At 55.7% G+C, this 13,050-nt stretch carries 13 protein-coding genes; 5 read left to right on the top strand and 8 right to left on the bottom strand.

The features are described from left to right. Positions 1-3: 3 nt before the first annotated feature. Positions 4-507, bottom strand: a complete 504-nt coding sequence (gene tssB, locus PSH59_RS07400) for a type VI secretion system contractile sheath small subunit (RefSeq protein ID WP_248076937.1) — start codon at positions 505-507, stop codon at positions 4-6. Positions 508-1,666: 1,159 nt separating this feature from the next. Between tssB and PSH59_RS07395 the strand changes: the two genes are divergently transcribed. Next, positions 1,667-1,888 carry a hypothetical protein gene (locus tag PSH59_RS07395; RefSeq protein ID WP_305394691.1) on the top strand — a complete coding sequence of 74 codons (222 nt, stop codon included), beginning with the start codon at positions 1,667-1,669 and terminating at the stop codon, positions 1,886-1,888. A 123-nt stretch (positions 1,889-2,011) separates the two neighbouring features. On the opposite strand, the gene PSH59_RS07390 is transcribed toward PSH59_RS07395, so the two are convergent. Beyond that, positions 2,012-2,806, bottom strand: a complete 795-nt coding sequence (locus PSH59_RS07390; protein WP_305394690.1) for a helix-turn-helix domain-containing protein — start codon at positions 2,804-2,806, stop codon at positions 2,012-2,014. An 88-nt stretch (positions 2,807-2,894) separates the two neighbouring features. Here PSH59_RS07390 and PSH59_RS07385 point away from each other — a divergent pair, with 88 nt between their 5' ends. After that, on the top strand, positions 2,895-4,142 hold the full coding sequence (locus tag PSH59_RS07385; RefSeq protein ID WP_305394689.1) for an MFS transporter: 1,248 nt from the start codon (positions 2,895-2,897) through the stop codon (positions 4,140-4,142). Here the strand turns inward: PSH59_RS07385 and PSH59_RS07380 are convergent. Beyond that, positions 4,055-4,966 (bottom strand): LysR family transcriptional regulator, encoded by a 912-nt coding sequence (locus PSH59_RS07380; RefSeq protein WP_305394688.1) that lies wholly within the window; start codon positions 4,964-4,966, stop codon positions 4,055-4,057. The two genes, PSH59_RS07385 and PSH59_RS07380, sit on opposite strands and share 88 nt — an antisense overlap. 145 nt (positions 4,967-5,111) lie before the next feature. On the opposite strand from PSH59_RS07380, the gene PSH59_RS07375 reads away from it, so the two are divergent. Genes PSH59_RS07375 through PSH59_RS07365 form a run of 3 tightly spaced genes read left to right on the top strand, consistent with a single transcriptional unit; the run spans position 5,112 to position 7,894 of the window. Continuing rightward, the gene (locus PSH59_RS07375; RefSeq protein ID WP_040267290.1) at positions 5,112-6,509 is read left to right on the top strand and encodes an amidohydrolase family protein; all 1,398 of its coding nucleotides are present in this window, start codon (positions 5,112-5,114) and stop codon (positions 6,507-6,509) included. An 11-nt stretch (positions 6,510-6,520) separates the two neighbouring features. After that, a complete protein-coding gene (locus PSH59_RS07370; RefSeq protein ID WP_122705741.1) occupies positions 6,521-6,994 on the top strand; it encodes a DMT family transporter in 474 nt (157 codons plus the stop codon). Positions 6,995-7,033: 39 nt separating this feature from the next. Beyond that, complete coding sequence (locus PSH59_RS07365) at positions 7,034-7,894, top strand: SMP-30/gluconolactonase/LRE family protein (protein ID WP_122705739.1); 861 nt, start codon at positions 7,034-7,036, stop codon at positions 7,892-7,894. Between the two features lie 260 nt (positions 7,895-8,154). On the opposite strand, the gene PSH59_RS07360 is transcribed toward PSH59_RS07365, so the two are convergent. From PSH59_RS07360 to PSH59_RS07340, 5 genes are all read right to left on the bottom strand, one after another. Further along, a complete protein-coding gene (locus tag PSH59_RS07360; RefSeq protein ID WP_305394687.1) occupies positions 8,155-9,180 on the bottom strand; it encodes a sensor histidine kinase KdpD in 1,026 nt (341 codons plus the stop codon). Between the two features lie 10 nt (positions 9,181-9,190). Beyond that, entirely contained in the window at positions 9,191-10,651 is a 1,461-nt protein-coding gene (locus PSH59_RS07355; protein ID WP_305394686.1) for an ATPase domain-containing protein, read from the bottom strand. Next, entirely contained in the window at positions 10,648-11,082 is a 435-nt protein-coding gene (locus PSH59_RS07350; protein ID WP_305394685.1) for a hypothetical protein, read from the bottom strand. Before PSH59_RS07350 ends, PSH59_RS07355 begins: the two co-directional genes overlap by 4 nt. Positions 11,083-11,341: 259 nt before the next feature. Further along, positions 11,342-12,619, bottom strand: coding sequence for a translesion error-prone DNA polymerase V subunit UmuC (gene umuC, locus PSH59_RS07345; protein WP_305394684.1), 1,278 nt, complete (start codon positions 12,617-12,619; stop codon positions 11,342-11,344). Continuing rightward, positions 12,612-13,037 carry a LexA family transcriptional regulator gene (locus PSH59_RS07340; protein WP_305394683.1) on the bottom strand — a complete coding sequence of 142 codons (426 nt, stop codon included), beginning with the start codon at positions 13,035-13,037 and terminating at the stop codon, positions 12,612-12,614. Before PSH59_RS07340 ends, umuC begins: the two co-directional genes overlap by 8 nt. Positions 13,038-13,050: the final 13 nt, after the last annotated feature.

Genomic DNA, 13,050 nt, shown 5'->3' with positions numbered 1-13,050 from the left:
AGATTAACAATCGTTGCTTGGCGCCAGTGCAGCCAGCTCAGCGCGAAGCTCATCGCTCAATGCGTCATCCTTCACGATATTTTCCAGCTCGTGGCGGAAGGTGGCGTTATCCAACAAATTGGACTTGAGATCGCGCAGCAGGTTGCGCATGGCCAACAAGGCTCGCAACTGCGGGATCTGCCGTACGACTTGCTCCGGTTCGAAATCCTTCATGCGTTGAAACTTCAGTTCGACAGAGGCTTCTGAGTCGTCATGAGCCAGGGTATTGGCCACCGCAAACTTCACACCAGGAGAGAACTCAGCCATGACACTGTCGAAATTGTTTTTATTGATACTGACCTTGCTTCGCTCGGACAGCGAGCGTTGTTCTTTGCCGTTGCTGTAGTCACCCAACACCATCAGCTTAAGTGGCAGTTCAACTTTTCTTTGCGCGCCACCGGTGTGCAGGTCCAGCTTGATATTGACACGTGCTTTAGGCACTTCATTCTGAAAGCTATTCGAAGCCATGACCCATTCCTCCAGGTACTTCTTCAACAGCAGTTACTGCTGCAAAGTCAGCAAGACTGGAACCCATGTTCTCTACTGGCGCTACACAATGCACCAAAACAAAGTACATAAATTCCACTTCATGAGGTCAAAGTGCTAAAAACCGTGCACTTAAGTCCTTCATCGCCAGAATGAGACATCTCAATCAAACTTTGCTAGCCCCTGAAGCGTGATCGGGAACTTTCGACAAGCCATTGGCGAATTTTCCCACAAGCAGTCCAGATTGACTCTATTCCACTTGCTGGCTCACCAAAGGTGTCACATACGAAATGAAGCGTGGACATCAAACTGACAAAACCACTCCCCTATCGAGGGTCTTTTTATCTCTATCGAAAGATTACTCTTACACCTCTGCCAACCACTTCCGACATCTCTTTCCGAAAAAGCTCGCAATAGCAAAAAATGACGAGCCCATTTGCCCGATAAACGTTATCTATTGAGATGCTCAGGGCAAGAAGCCCACTTCTCCCTTCATCTCGTGAAGAATCAGGATCATGTCAAACGACTCATTTCCTCCCCCACTGCGTACCGCCCCCAACACGTCCCTGCGACCTCGCCAGCTCAATCGAGAGGAAGAGCGGCTGGTACGTTACTACCGCTCATTGTCGGACCAGGACCGTGAAGCAGTACGCTGTTTACTGTTTGCGGTCAGAGAAACCAGCAAGGTCCGAGCGCGCTAGCTTGCCGGACAACAGAAACGAAAAAGCCCCGTAGCTTATTCAGCTACGGGGCTTTTTCTGTGTAATGGCGGAGAGATAGGGATTCGAACCCGACCTGCACACCCCACACCCCGCTCCAGGCCGCAATTGTATTGTGTTTTGGGTGGACGGCAAGGGCAGAAACGGTCTACAGCGGCCTGAGTTTTGCCCTAAATTTGCCCTAAGACTGAGCGCGCATATGGAAGCCGCATTGCGAGACTCAATGCAAGCGTGTCATCCGCCACAATGCACAAAACCGTAGACAGTTCGAGTTCCCATGTCGTCCGATGACAAATCGGACGCAGCCTTACCGCTATCGCTGATCGCAAAACGCGGAGAGGCCGATCTGCAAGCTATTTCCAAGCAATCTGCAATCTGGCGGACCACTGCTATGCTTCGCTATTTTCGACGGAGCAGTGCACATGTCAGGGGAATACTCATTACCGGATTTGCTCGAAAGAATGTACGACAATCAGCTTGCGTTGGAAGCTGCCGTGATGGAGCTGGCCCTCCAAAGCGAGAAGCAAGGCTTAAGCGAGGTCGGTGATAACGTACGTGGTGCTCTGTTCGTGATCGGTGAAAACGCCGGCTACATCAAACAGGGCTTAGCCAAGCTCAAGGGCTCGAGTTCCGGCCAAGCCTAAGCGATCTCAGGTTTGCAGCCGGTAATCCCAACGCGAGCAGCGCAAGGTGCTCGCAGGCAGCAATCGGCCAATAGCAGACAGATCGTTCTACAGCCTCGGCGCTTTGTATCAGCCAGCAGAGCACTAGCGCAGAGAGGAAAAATACTGAGTAGGCGGTTTACCCAGTGCTTTCTTGAACATCGTGATGAATGCATTAACAGAGTCATATCCCAGGATGCCCGCCACACGTTGCACGGATACCCCCTCCGCCAAATGACTCAGTGCGATCATCAAATGCAATTGTTGACGCCAGCGTCCGAAGCTCAGCCCGGTCGTGCTTTCTACAAGCCTGGCCAGCGTTCGTTCACTGGTTGCAAGCCGAGTGGCCCACTCGCGCAACGTGGTTCGGTCGCCTGGATCTGAGAAGAGCGCATCCGCGATTTGTTTGATCTTGGGGTGGTCTGATATCGGCAAATGCAGCTCTTTCAGCGGGGCATCGGAAAGCTGCTCAAGCAGCACTGCAACCAGCCGAGCTGTCTTGCCCTCGGAATGGTAAGCAGGTTCCTGTTCAGCGAGATGCAGGACCATCTCCCGAACAAGGGGCGTAATGGCAACCGTGCAGCATTCTTCAGGCATGGCTGCCGCACCGGGCTCAACGAACAGAAAGCAGGTCCGGGCGTTTTCGGTCACTCGGCAACTGTGCGGCGTGCCGCCCGGGATCCATACGGCGTGCTGGGGAGGGACAAACCAGAGTGCATTTTGCACCTCACAGCTCACTGCGCCATGCAAAGACAGGATGAGCTGGCCTTTGCGATGATCATGCGGACGGGCACCCGAATCATTGAGGTCAGGCGCAACCTTGAGGGCAATCGCTGCCTGGGCGAAAAGGTCTGAATCGAAATCTTCCGGCGAGGAAACGACATTTTTTGAGCTTGGCATAATTTAGATATCAGGTGTCTTGATATCTATATTAGACGGTTCTGAAGTTCTCTACAGTTGTCTTCTTTTAAGAGGACAGATAAAGAATATGTCAGATACAAAAAACAAGTGGCATGCCATCGCGCTCGTCGCAGGCATTCTGCTTATCGCCGTGAACCTGCGCGTTCCCTTTACCAGCATCGCGCCCGTTTTGCCGCTGATCCAGAATGATTTTGGCTTGAGCGCCTCAGCTCTAGGCCTGCTTACTTCACTGCCATTACTTGCCTTTGCAGCCTTCTCCCCGCTCAGCGCATCGGTCGCCCGCAGGTTCGGCATCGAGCGCACGCTTTTCGCTGCACTGTTGGTCATTTCAGCGGGCATCCTGCTCCGCTCCGCAGGCAGCGCGTGGGCGTTGTACGGCGGTACGATATTGATAGGCACTGGGATCGCCCTGGGCAACGTGCTGCTGCCCGGCCTGATCAAACGCGACTTCTCGACAAAAATGGCGTCCATGACCGGCGCTTATTCCATCACGATGGGTGCAGCGGGCGCTGTCGGTTCAGCCGTAATAATTCCGCTGACCCAATCATGGGGATGGCCGATTGCCCTGAGTTTGTTGGTCGCAGCCCCGTTGTTGGCGCTGGTGGTGTGGCTGCCGCAGTTGAAAAAACACGAACACGTAAATCTGTCAGGTCCGAAACAAGCGCCAACCGTGGCCGTCTGGCGTTCGCCGCTGGCATGGCAGGTCACACTGTTCATGGGGCTGAACGCGATGCCTTTTTATGTCGCCGTCGGCTGGCTGCCGACCATTCTGATGGACCATGGCATATCCCCGGAGCAAGCAGGCACGGTACACGGCACGCTTCAACTGACCACGGCCATTCCCGGCTTGATTCTGGCGGCCACGCTTCGCCGTCTCAAAGACCAGAAACTGGCAGCCGCTACCGTCAGCCTGTTAACCGCCTCATCCCTGATCGGGCTCATTTACGCGCCAGACTACGCCATGTTGTGGGCCGCGGTCTTGGGCTTCGGCTCTGGTGCCAGCATGATGCTCGGCCTGACCTTCATCGGCTTGCGCACAAAAAATGCCGGTGACACGGCGGCACTTTCAGGAATGGCGCAGTGCGTCGGCTACCTGATGGCAGCCGCAGGCCCATTGCTACTGGGCCAACTGCACGACTGGACCGGTGGCTGGACAGCACCGCTGCTGATCACAGCCGCAATCTCCGTAGTCGGCGCATTCACCGGCATGCTGGCCGGGCGCAACGTTCAACTTGAATCTGCTGAATCATCTTCGCGAACAAGCCCAGCAATCCAGTCAGCGAATGCGCTCACAGCTGGCGATAAAAAGCGCTGATGCGGGTATAGCAGGTGCACAGGAACCGATGCGGGCTGCCAGCCAGCAAGCACTTCGACCAGTCGCCCTTCTCGCAGATGCTCGCTGACCACATTCTCAGCGAGCTGCACCAGCCCGAAGCCTTCAAGGCACATTTTGATGTAAAGCCCAGTCTCGTTGACGGCCGCTGTGCCGTTCACCGGGACTGAGATTTTTTCGGTACCACGGGCAAAGCGCATTTCACCTGCTTGCCTTGCGCGGCCCGAGAAGTAATGGATGGCCCGGTGGTGAGACAAATCTTGCGGATTTTGCGGAGTGCCGTTCTCTTCGAGATAGGCGGCAGACGCACAGGTTACCCACCGAAACCGACCGAGTGGGCGCGCAACGAGCGTTGAGTCATCGAGCTCGCCTGTACGAATAACGCAATCGACACCCTCTTGAACTAGATCAACCTGCCGATCGTTGACGCCTATCATCAGGTAGATATCCGGGTAGCGCCTGTAGAAGTCTTGCAGGTTTGGCATGACGATGAAGTGTGCAATGCCACCCGGCATATCGACACGCAAACGCCCCTGTGGCCGTTTTACGGAATCCGTCAGGCTGGTCTCTGTGTGTTCGATCAGCTCCAATATTTCCCGGCATTGCGCCAGATATTGTGCGCCCTCAGAGGTCAGGCTGACCCGACGCGTTGTTCTGTTCAGCAGGCGCACCTGCAAGTACTTCTCAAGATTTTTGACGCTGCTGGTAACTGTCGAGGCCGGCAGAGAGAGCGTCTGCGCCGCCTGGATAAAGCTTCCTGCTTCAGCCACACGTACGAAAACCTGCATCGCTTGAATACGGTCCATGACTGTTAGCAGCCTCAAAGCAGTGATCGGGTAAAGTCGTTATTATTCGTAGATATTGAATAATAAAAACAGTTTAACCATCTTTTTCCCGCAGTATCGCATTGCGTACATTGCTTCCAACGAAATTTGAAGAGGTGTACAGAAAATGGCTGAATATAACCGCAGCATTGTGCAGGCCCCGGCCGCTCCGGCCGCCCGCACCCTTATCCGCGGCGCCACTGTGCTGAGCATGGACGGTGATATCGGCAATCTGGCGCGCGGCGATATCCTTATCGAAGGCAGCACCATCACGGCCATAGGTGAAAACATCGAGGCCGGCGACGCTATGGTTATCGAGGCATCCGGCATGATTGCCATGCCCGGCATGGTCGATACGCATCGTCACTCCTGGGAGGGCCAACTGCGTCGAATCAATCCGAATGCCGAAACCCTGGAAGACTACTGCAACGCAACGCACTTCTCGTTCGCCAAATACTATCGCCCGGCTGACATGTATATCGGCAATCTACTGACTGCATTGGGGTGCATCGATGCGGGCATCACGACCGTGGTCGATAACTCGCACAACAGCCGCACCGGCGCGCACTCCGACGCCGCGGTCGAGGCGCTGCTCGATGCTGGTATCCGGTCTGTACACGCCTCCGGTGCGCCAGTTTCTGGTGAGTGGGACAAAGCCCACTGGCCCGGCAACCTGGAGCGTCTCCAGGGGAAATACGTCAAGAACGTTGACAACCCGCTGCTCTCGCTGGCGGTAATGGCGCAGCTGGAGCCTGAGCTATGGGCTGAAGCCCGGCGCTTGGGGCTGCCGATCATTACCGAATTCTTCGGCGGGGACATGGCAGCTGAGTTGGAGGGTTTGCATCGCGAGGGTCTGCTGCGCCCCGACAACATCTTCAACCACTGCACAGCGCTGCCGGACGCCGGCTGGAAAATCATTCGCGAGGCTGGCGTGCGGGTCAACGTATGCCCGCGTTCAGATGCCCACTACGGCATTGAAGATGGAATGTTCGCCATGCAGTCGGCCCAGCGTCACGGCATCAGCCCGGGGCTGAGTGTCGATAACGAAACCTCCTACAGCGGTGACATGTTCATGGAGATGCGGGTGGCGTTCTACCTGCAACGCGTCATGGGCATGCACCAGCAGCGCTGCTGCGGCGCAGAGCATCATCCGGTGACCCTGCCGGCTCATGGCCTGCTCAAAGCCGCCACTCTTGACGGCGCCACCTGTGCAGGATTGCAGGACAAAGTCGGCACCCTGACCCCCGGCAAACAGGCCGACCTGATCCTTATCAATGCGCAGGACATCAACCTTTACCCGTCGGGTAACGCATTCGGCACCGTGGTACACGCGGCCGAACGCAGCAATGTCGACACGGTCATGATTGGCGGGCGCATCGTCAAGCGCGGCGGCAAGGTGCTGGGCGTGGACAGCGAAAGGCTGCGTGCAGCAATCGACGAATCCCGTGAGCATCTGTTTGCTGCCGCAGGCTACCAGCCGGATATTTTTGCCGAGACATTCATGCCGCTTGAGTCAGCCAAGTAAGGAGGCGCGAAATGAACGCAGCTTACTACCTGCTGGCCATCGCCGCGGGGCTTGGCATTACCCTGCAGACCACGCTGAATGGTCAACTCGCTAAAGGTGTGGGTGGAGATTCCGTAGCGGCGGCGCTGTTCTCATTTACTGCCGGAGCGGTGTTCCTGGGCGTCTTTTCATTGATGCGTGGCGGGATAGTGGCCTCACTGGCGGCTATACCTGCCCAGCCCTGGTGGAGCCTGCTGGGCGGTCTGCTGGGTGCCGGTGCCTTGCTTAGTTATGTGGTGCTTGCGCCAAAAATCGGCCTGTCAGCCCTGCTGGGCCTCGCTATCGCAGGGCAGATTATCTCCTCACTGGTTATCGATCATTTCGGATTGATGGGGGCATCGGAAAGGCCGGTGTCTCTCATCAAGTTGGCCGGGTCGATGGTGATGCTCGCAGGACTGGCCATCGCCCTGTTCGGTGACAGGTGGTCAGCGCTTTTCTCCAACTGACTGCCTTGTTTGCCCCATCCTGTTTCGTAGGACGCAACCATGTTTAAAACCCTAACCGGCACCACCAGTCTTCTTGGCGAGTGCCCTGTCTGGTGTGAAAGAACCGAACGCCTGTTCTGGACCGATATCCCCGGCTGCGAGTTGCTTGCTCTGGACCCCTTTAGCGGTGAAGTGCAGCGCTGGTCACTGCCGGAGCCGCTGGGATCGTTTGCCCTTACGACAAATGCAGACGTATTGCTAATGGGATTGGCCTCCTGCCTGGGTTATTGCAACCTGAGTACTGGTCGTTTCAGCAAAATCACAGCCACCCCTGGCGTGCCAGGAACCCGGATCAATGATGGCCGCTGCGACCGCATGGGCAACTTTGTATTCAGCACAATGGACGCCGGTGAGCAGGTGCAAACCATAGGCAGATTTCATCGGCTCAACGCGGCAGCGCTCGAGACAGAAACTCTGGACCTTCCCGCAGTGGCGATCCCGAACAGCATCTGTTTTAGCCCGGACGGTTCCACCATGTATTACGCGGACTCCCTGCAAGGATGCATTTTCTGCTGCGATTACCCGTCGCTGGAAAACCAGCGTGTATTCACTACAGTCAACGGTCAGGGTGCTCCAGACGGTTCTTGTATTGATGCGCAGGGTTTTCTCTGGAATGCCGAATGGGGCGGCAGCAGGGTGGTGCGGTACGCGCCAGACGGCAGAGTTGACCGTGTGATCGAATCCCCGTGTGTTCAGACCACTTGCCCAGTATTAGGGGGCCCCGGTTATGCAACGCTGTACAGCACCAGCGCACGGATAGGGCTGGATAAGCCGACAGATTTCGATGGCACGCTGATAAAAGCCGAAGCCGTTTTAGCTGCCGGATCCCCTGAAGAGCGATTTACAGGACGACTGCACTGAATAGTGGGTTCTAGCCTGTCGCGCCGTTCTGAATGCCAACTTGGTAGACGCGTATAAATGACCGCTTCTGGCCGATTGCTGCCCGTCACTAGCGGCAGAAATCGGCCATAAGCGGTCAGTCACCAGCAAATGCACCTACAGCGATTACGACGTAAGCTGAAATCGAGCACTCTTAAATTAAGTAGTAACGGCTAAAAAAATCGCTTGTTAGATTCAAGCCCTAAACTCCTAGGTTTTTACCGGCTGACGCAAAAGAAAAGCTAAAGATTTAACAGCGGTATTTTCACTACGAATTCGCTTCCCTTGCCTTCCCCCGCACTTGTGCCAGTAACTGTTCCGCTATGGGCTTCAATCAACTCTCGCACCACCGTCAGACCAATGCCTAAGCCCGCTCCATTGAAACCCACGGCATGAACATCTTGGACAAACGGCTCAAAGATGAAAGGCAGCGCTTTGGCTGAGATACCAATGCCGGAATCCCGAATGCGAATTTCCAGCAGATTGGCGTCAACGGAAACGGCAAGTTTGACAGTGCCGCCCGTCGGCGTGTACTTGGCCGCATTACCCAGCAAATTATCAAGAACCTGCGTCATCCGTACAGGATCGCCGTTCACCGCTAAACGAGATTCCAAGAGTTCAGAGCTGAAATTTAAGCCGTGGGCGAGCATGACCGGAGTACAGATTGCTATTGCGTCACTAATGATGTCAGCCATGTTAATAACTTGGTAGTTGAGGCGAAATTTACCGGTGGTAGCCCGAGCAATGTCGAGCAAATCTTCCACCAATCGGGACATCTGCTTTACTTGGCCCTCAATCAGTAGCTGCATGCGTGGCAATTCTTCGCGGGGAACCCGCACCAGCCGGCCAGCAATCATGCTTATGGGCGTCAGTGGATTTCGCAGCTCGTGGGCCACTAGAGAGAGGACATTGCGCTGCTGCTCCAGTGCGTTTTCAGCTGCAATTTGTAAATCTTGGGCGCTAAGCGCTGCTATAACCAATTGTTCGTTGGCTTCACGCATTTCCAAGTACAGATGCTGTTCTGCCTGAGCGTTTTTCTGATATTCAACATCCGACTGCGCCGATAAAATTGCCAACACTAACTGCTGATTGGCCTCAATAAGTTGCTCGACTTGCAAGCTATCAACAAGCTGGCTGTTAGCTTCGCTGAGTTCCTTATGCAGCGCCGCGAGTACCGCACGAGCCGCGACCGTTTTTCGGCCCAGTAGGAGCAGTTCGCGTGCAGCAGTGGCTAAAGCCTGTTCATTCTCGCCGCTGGCCTCACTCATTATTCTTCGCTCATCTGTCGACCTTGCTCAAAATCTGCCTTGTCGGTCGCCCACCGAGCAAACCTTCTTGCTCCGGCAACATGTCACCGATGTGTAGACCGTTATCATCAATGAAGTACTGACGTAACTCATCAGAGTGCGCACTGGCGCGAACCTTAACCACGGCCATGATGCGCAGCAACCGGCTCTCCACCTCAATATAGCGCTGGACGATGATTGCATCCGTCAGAAACGCCGTGCCGTAAGGGCTGAAACGCAGATCGGTGTAACGATCTTCCAGCTCCGAAGTCATCAATACACTGACCCCGGAATTGGTCAGCGCCGTGACCATGCGCGACAGCGACTCGCGAAAATCCTCGCGAAAGGTCGGCGCCACTGCCAGTTCGAAGCCCGACAGCGAATCGATGACCACGCGAGTGGCTTTCAGCCGGGTGATCTCGCCGAGCAATAGCTGGACAATTTCGTCAATCGAAAGATCGGGAGCGCGACTATCCACCAGACCGACCTGCCCGCTCTCAATCAAACCAGATAGGGTCGCATTCTGCGAGTGATTGGGCCGTTGTTCGAATACTGCGATCACGCCAGTTTCGCCATTGCGCGCGCCTTCGGCGAGGAAGGTCGCTGCGAGAATGCTTTTGCCTGACCCCGATGGCCCGGCCACCAGCAACGAATAGCCCCGAGGCAGGCCACCCCCCAGCATCTCGTCGAGCCGCGCGACCCCCATGTTCAGGCGCTTGATCGGTGATTCCAGCGGCGTATCAAACGGGGTAGCTATTACGGGTGCAAAAACCTTGATCCCGGAAGTTGCAATGCGGAAGGTGTGCAGGCCCGGCAACGTCGGTTGGCCGCGCATCTTCATGATTTCCAGCTTGCGTACCATGGAGTTGCGCTGAACGCTTTGTCGAAGCCAGATCAGGCCATCTGCCACGGTGAAAATCGGGTTGGTGTCGGTTTCAGTGAAATACTCGCCGATGAGGAACGTCGTCGCTTGCCAAGTCGTCATCAGCATGCCCAGTTGCTGAACGAACTGCGGCAGGTTGTTGTTGGGGTTGTCCTGGGTCTGGCTGGCCAGCACCACGGAGCGGAACGAATCGACAAACACCAGCGCCGGCGAATGCGTTTCGACTTCGCTGACTATGCGCCGCAGCACCTCGTCCAGATCCCCGGCTAGGGTATCGGCGGCCAGGTTGATGTAACGGATTGACTGGTTGATCGCTTCGCTGTCGAAAAAGTCGAATTGCTGCTGATAACGTAGCATCTTCAGTGGCGGTTCACCTAGAACGGTAAAGAACAGCGCCGGGCGTTCGGGCGTTGCCAGGGCAAACATCATCTGGTGGGCCAGCGTGGTCTTACCGCAACCAGGAGGGCCGGCGATCAAGTTGAACGAAAATTCTGGCAATCCTCCGCCCAGCACCTCGTCCAGTCCAGGCACGCCGGTGGCCAGACGGTTGATAGTCACTTTGGTGCTCATGGCGAATTTTCCTGCGAGGGGGTGTCGCTCAAAGAAGTTTCCCACACGCCACGAAGCAAACTAGCGGTGAGCGAGGGCCCGATCAGTGTGGTCAGAAGCTCGTAGAAAGTAGTCAACAACACTTCACCAAAGAACAGTGCTTCGGTGTCCTGCTGCTCGACGAGTACGGATTTAAGGGCAGTAACATCCATCGAGGCCGGCAGACTGTCATAGGTGCCAGAGAGACGCGGATTAGCAGAAATACAAAGATGCAAACTGCGCCGGAACAGGGCGACAACCCCTTGCTGGCCAATAATCGGCGTAAGGGCTGCGTCCATAGCCTGCAATTTCGCAACAATCGCCTCGGCGATGCTTGCAGTGTCAGCTTTAAGACCGACACTCTGCGCCAGAGAAGCTACGATCTGGCGGCTCTCTTCGCTAAGCGTGGACATGACTGACTGATATCTGATGAGTAGAGTCTGATGGTACACCCTAAAGCGAACTATTGAGCCCCTTGGACGCAACATTACAAATGCGATAGCAAGTGGAGACGAAACAGGACTGCTTGGTGAACAGCTTGTACAACCGCTTTGGCCTGAGGCGGCGATTCACGAATGGCAGTTATTGGCCGTTTTCTGCCTGTGCTGCCCGGCAGCGGTACGTTCCTGCATGGCGGTATCACGTTAGGCTCAAGCACGCCGAAAGATGTCGTTATTTGCATGTGATCGACCAAAGCTGATCTAGCTTGGTCGTGTAGCTCTGGCTCATCATCTCCCGGCGCATAGCCCAAGCTGGGGTCGACGGCACACTGGCCGAGCGTAATGTCCCTCTACCCCACCGACCATTAATCTCGTCCAGCACCATCATTACTCGAGTTGACTCGGCTGGTTGCGACATTGCAAACAGATCATCGGAGTACTCGCCGGGTTGGCACAAGTTGAGCAAAATAACCTCTGCCTTGCTGTACTTGAAGCCGGGCCTAAATATCCGATCAAGCGCACCCACTGCTGCCTGCGTTAACAGCCGGACATCATCAGTGGGATACGGCATATCCACCACCACCCCATTGGCATACTTCGCCTCCTCCGGGTTGAACATGCCAGTGCGGATGCACACTCGTACCTTCTTGCAAAGCGAGTTTTGAGCCCGGAGTTTCTCAGATGCACGCATCATATAGGTGGCCACCGCCTCTTTGATGGGCGGCAGCTCCGTCAGCCTCTTGCCGAACATGCGGCTGCAGCAGATCTCCTGCTTTGGCGGATCCGGCTCATCCAGCTCCAGGCAAGGAGTACCGGACAACTCCCTGGCCGTCTTCTCGATCACAATGCTGAACTTCTTACGGAGCGTCCACGGATCGGCCTTAGCCAGGTCCATAGCTGACTTGATACCCATGGCATCAAGATGGAGTTTCATCTTGCGGCCAACGCCCCAAACTTCCGCCACGTCAGTATTGCGTAGCACCCAGTCACGCTTAACCGGTTCGGTGATGTTGACCACCCCACCAGTTTGGGACTGCAGGCGCTTCGCGGTGTGGTTTGCGAGCTTCGCCAAGGTCTTAGTGTGAGCGATACCAACACCGACCGGGATACCAGTGCAACGAAGCACCTGGGCCCGTATCTGCCGGCCTAGGGCATCCAGTCCGTCTATACCAGTCAGGTCGGCGAATGCCTCGTCGATACTGTACACCTCAACTGCCGGCACCATCGCCTCGATCAGGCTCATCACACGCTCGCTCATATCGCCGTAAAGCGCATAGTTGGAGGAGAACGCGACAATGCCGTGCTGCTTGAGCTTGTGTTTGATTTGGAAATAAGGCTGACCCATCTTGATGAAAGGCTTGGCGTCGTAGCTACGGGCGATGACACAACCGTCGTTGTTGCTGAGCACCACTATGGGCACCTTCGCCAAGTCGGGCCGGAATACCCGCTCGCAACTGGCATAGAAGCTATTGCAGTCGATCAGTGCAAAGGTTGGCTCGTGCTTAGACATGGCTGCGCACTGTGCTGGTGATGACGCCCCAGATCGACAGTTCGTCGCCTTCAAGAACGTAGCGTGCGGGGAACTTGGGGTTTTCGGACAGCAGGACGATCTCCCGGCCGCGCTTACACAAGCGCTTGCAGACAGGCTCATTGTTCAGCAGGGCCACCACCACGTGCCCATGCATAGGCTCAATGGCACGATCCACCACGGCCAAGTCACCATCGAAGATCCCGATACCCTGCATGCTCTCACCGGTGATTGCTACCAGGTACACGTGGGGCGCACGGATATTCAGGACCTCATCCAATGAGATGTGCTGCTCAATGTGATCCGCTGCAGGCGAAGGAAAGCCGGCCGGAACCTGGAACGAGCACAAAGGCAGCTTCGCGCCGACTTCTGCGATGGGACCAAGAATGGTGAAGCTCATGATGCGGCCTTTT

The sequence above is a fragment of the Pseudomonas sp. FP2309 genome (assembly GCF_030687575.1).
In the GTDB taxonomy this organism is placed as follows: domain Bacteria; phylum Pseudomonadota; class Gammaproteobacteria; order Pseudomonadales; family Pseudomonadaceae; genus Aquipseudomonas.
This window is presented reverse-complemented; position numbering and strand designations above follow the sequence as displayed.